5 protein-coding genes and 1 riboswitch are annotated in these 3,742 nt (G+C 69.4%); of the genes, 2 read left to right on the top strand and 3 right to left on the bottom strand.

Annotated features, from left to right (window positions below; genetic code table 11):
• Positions 1-189 precede the first annotated feature (189 nt).
• Positions 190-963, bottom strand: a complete 774-nt coding sequence (locus tag ACFVW8_RS38705) for a CbtA family protein (protein ID WP_389698681.1) — start codon at positions 961-963, stop codon at positions 190-192.
• Positions 964-992: 29 nt separating this feature from the next.
• Positions 993-1,208 carry a CbtB-domain containing protein gene (locus ACFVW8_RS38700; protein WP_389698679.1) on the bottom strand — a complete coding sequence of 72 codons (216 nt, stop codon included), beginning with the start codon at positions 1,206-1,208 and terminating at the stop codon, positions 993-995.
• Between the two features lie 2 nt (positions 1,209-1,210).
• A riboswitch (adenosylcobalamin (AdoCbl) riboswitch) is annotated at positions 1,211-1,359 on the bottom strand.
• Positions 1,360-1,470: 111 nt separating this feature from the next.
• Between ACFVW8_RS38700 and ACFVW8_RS38695 the strand changes: the two genes are divergently transcribed.
• Complete coding sequence (locus tag ACFVW8_RS38695; RefSeq protein WP_389698677.1) at positions 1,471-2,058, top strand: histidine phosphatase family protein; 588 nt, start codon at positions 1,471-1,473, stop codon at positions 2,056-2,058.
• A 206-nt stretch (positions 2,059-2,264) separates the two neighbouring features.
• Positions 2,265-3,167: a family 16 glycosylhydrolase gene (locus tag ACFVW8_RS38690; RefSeq protein WP_389698675.1), complete on the top strand. Its 903-nt coding sequence runs from the start codon at positions 2,265-2,267 to the stop codon at positions 3,165-3,167.
• A gap of 85 nt (positions 3,168-3,252) precedes the next feature.
• Here the strand turns inward: ACFVW8_RS38690 and ACFVW8_RS38685 are convergent.
• On the bottom strand, positions 3,253-3,742 hold a 490-nt coding region (locus ACFVW8_RS38685; RefSeq protein ID WP_389698673.1), incomplete at its 5' end, for a hypothetical protein.

Genomic DNA, 3,742 nt, shown 5'->3' with positions numbered 1-3,742 from the left:
ACTGGTCTGCCGGGCCGGATTTGGTCGGGGCCGCGCCCTAGGACGGGGACAGACGGCAGAACCCGCGGGGAAACTCCTGCGGGTTCTGCCGTCTGTCCCGGTCCTGCCCGACGGCGGTATCGAATGCGCGGGTGCGGCGAGCACGAAGTGCAACCGCCGCACGCGCCCACGCCAGTCAGCCCGTACCGGTCAGCCTGCGGTCGTGACCGTTCGGTTCGCCGTTCGACTCCCTGCCGGGACTGCTTCCTCCTTCGGCACCAGCAGCCTTTCCGTGAGGTAGCCGAAAACCAGCCCGAAGGCGGTCCAGAGCGTGATCTGGACCGCGAGCGTGGCCAGCCGGAACTGCCACAGCAGGGTGGCCGGGAAGTCCTTTCCGACCTCGTTGGACGAGGGCAGGAAGGCATAGGCCAGGCCGATCAGCAGTACGTAGCCGGCCGCCGCGGCGATCGTCGCGTTCCAGGCACCCAGGCGGGGAGCCAGCCGCTTGCCGATGATGACGGCGGCGACGGCCAGCAGCACACTGAGGGCGACCATCAGGAAGAACAGCGTGGTGCGTTTGCCGATGGTGTCGGGGTTACCGACAGCCGGCGGGTTCGCCGGGTACTTGAGGAACGGCACGATGTACACGGTCAGCAGGGCCGCTCCCGCGATCAACGCGGCCGTGGCCCGCGGGCCGAACCGGCCCGTCCGGCCGAGCGCGTAACAGAAGACGAGCGCGGCGATGCCACCGATGGCCACCCCGAAGACGAGTACGCCGGTGGCGAGGCCCGCGGTGGACTGCATGGTGCGGCTGACGAGTTCCTCGCCGCCGCCGTGGTCGTGGCTGTGCGCCTCTTCGAGTGCAATGGCCGCGTCCACCCGGGACTCGCCGAGGCAGTAGGCGACGACCAGCGCGAGCGCGCCCGCGACGAGGCCGGCCAGCATGCCGCGGACCAACAGAGCTCTGACAGATATGGAGTTCATGAGGGATTCCCCTGGATCAGCCCGATGGGTCAGTGGCAGGGGAAACCGAGCAGGTGACGGCCGTCGTGAACCCACTCGTGCACGCCCGTACCCGAGATGACGGAGGTGGCGCCCTGCTCCGCGCCGACGAAGTACAGCAGGATCAGCATGACGATGCCGAAGAAGACCGCCCAAGGGGCAATGGCCTTGAGCGAGATGGGAGTGATGGCGGGTGCGCCGGTGGTGGGGGCAGCAGTCTGTGCCATGGCAGAACCTCCTGAGGGAACACGCGTCCCGATCGTGGTGCCTGAGACGAAGGTGCTGGGTCTGACTTCCCGCACAGGTACGGGTTCACAGTGGCGCGACCGTGCCGGATTCTCACCGGACTTCCGTCACACCCTCGTCATGTCGTCGAGACCATACCGCCTGGGCGCGGGTGCCGCCATGGCGCCATCGGGGGCACCGGTGGCCTCGGATGGCGTGGTGTGCTTGGCCAAGTGGTCACAGTTCAGGGAGTTGAGAGCGGTTATGACGGTACGGGTGATGTTGATCTCACCGGCGATGAACGCCGCGCTGCGGGAGGCCCGGTTCGCCGGTGACGCGCCGCTCGACGACGCCGGGCTGCGGCAGGCCCGGGCCGCCGCGGGCACGGTGCCGGCCGCGGACCGGTTCCTGCGCGGGCCGTCACACCGCTGCGCGGCCACTGCGGACGCACTCGGACTCCGGGCCGGCCGGGTCGAACATGCCCTGCGGGACTGGGAGATGGGGCGCTGGTCCGGTGCCCGGCTCACCGACGTGAGTGCGGACGAGCCGGAGTGGGTGGCGGCCTGGATGAGGGATCCGTCCGCCGCCCCGCACGGGGGCGAGTCGCTGCTGGAGTTGTGCGGCCGCGCGGGCCAGTGGCTCGACTCCTTGCAGGGCGGTGCCGCCGGGCGGGTGCTGGGAGTGACCGAGCCCGCGGTGATCCGGGCCGCGATCGTGCACGCGCTGGCCCTCCCGCCGGAGACGTTCTGGCGGCTGGACGTGGCGCCGCTGACGGTCACGGAGATCAGCGGCAGGTCGGGGCGGTGGAACCTGCGCTGCGGCCGGCCGCTCGTACCGGGGCCGGAGCACTGACGACCGGCCGTAGGGGCAGTGGATGCCGCACGTGCACCATGCGTGCAAGAACTGTGGTCCGTACCAGAGCCTTGACATGCCCTTGGTTCACTTCTTAAATCACCTAGTGAACTAAGGCCTCCACTCCCCCACGTGGCCGCCATGCCCCCACTTGTCATATGCATGGTGAGTCACTTTTCCTCCGTCCTGTACGGAAAGGAAACCCCATGAGTTCCCCCCACCTGACCAGGCGCCTCCTGGTGTCCGCGCTTTCGGTGCTCGCCCTTGTCACGGCCTCGTCCAGCCTCGCCTCCGGCGCCCCCGCGATGCCCGGCCCCACGCAGGGATCGGGCGCCGCCCAGTCGTCCACCGCCGCGGCGTCCTTCACCGACGACTTCGACGGTGCCGCGGGCTCCGCCGTGGACGGCAGCAAGTGGCAGATCGAGACCGGTGACAACGTCGACAACCACGAGCGGCAGTACTACACGGCGGGCAACAGCAACGCCGCGCTCGACGGCCAGGGCCATCTCGTCATCACCGCACGCAAGGAGAACCCGAACAACTACCAGTGCTGGTACGGCACCTGCGAGTACACCTCGGCACGGCTGAACACCTCGGGCAAGTTCACCCAGACCTACGGTCATGTCGAGGCCCGGATGAAGGTCCCGAGCGGCCAGGGCATGTGGCCCGCCTTCTGGATGCTCGGCGACGACATCGGACAGGTCGGCTGGCCCAACTCCGGTGAGATCGACGTCATGGAGAACGTCGGCTTCGAACCCGGCACCGTCCACGGCACCCTGCACGGCCCGGGCTACTCCGGATCCGCCGGCATCGGCGCCGGATACACCCTCCCGGACGGCAAGGCCTTCTCCGACGACTTCCACACCTTCGCCATCGACTGGGCACCCGACTCCGTCACCTGGTCCGTCGACGGCAACGTCTACCAGACCCGCACCCCCGCCGACACCGGCGGCAACCCCTGGGCCTTCAACAAGCCCTTCTTCCTCATCCTCAACCTGGCTGTCGGCGGCTACTGGCCCGGCGACCCCGACGGCAACACCACCTTCCCCAAGGAACTCGTCGTCGACCACGTGCACGTGTCCACCAGCGACAGCGCACCCCCGGCCTGACACCACGGGTCCCGCCGGGCGGCTGCCCGGCGGGACCCGCGGGCGGCCGCGTCCTGCTCGGTCACCGCACCTGCGCAGTACCGGGTCACCCGAGCCGGCACAGCCCGTCGAGCCTGCCGAGTTTGCCCGACATCCGGACGATGCGGCCGACCCCGCGCGGCAGCACTCGTGCCCGCAGCGTCACCCGGGCGTCCACCGGCCGGCCGGCGGGAGCCCGGACGAGCAGCCGCAACTCCTCGTTGACATGCAGAAACTCCTGGCCGGATGCCCGGAAGTCCCAGTACGCCGTCGTGAGGCCGATCCCCGACGACGTGATCCGCGGGCAGTACACAGTGCGGCGGCGCACGACCTGCGGACCGGCCTCGAACCCCAGTGGCGTTCCGGACACACTGAAGCTGAGGTTCGCGCCCAGCGTGGTCTCGATCTCCTGCGGGACCTCCCCCTCGACCAGCACCGGCGACATGTCCGCGATCGTCGTGCCCGGCGTCGGCGACAGGTTGAGTACGAGCCGGGACCACCTCACCTGACTCTCGGGATGGGTCTGCACGACACAGATGAGCGGGATGTCGCAGCAC

Source organism: Streptomyces sp. NPDC058221, from assembly GCF_042882365.1.
Classification (GTDB): domain Bacteria; phylum Actinomycetota; class Actinomycetes; order Streptomycetales; family Streptomycetaceae; genus Streptomyces.
The sequence above is the reverse complement of the archived record's forward strand: the minus strand, read 5'-3'. Positions and strand labels throughout refer to the sequence as shown.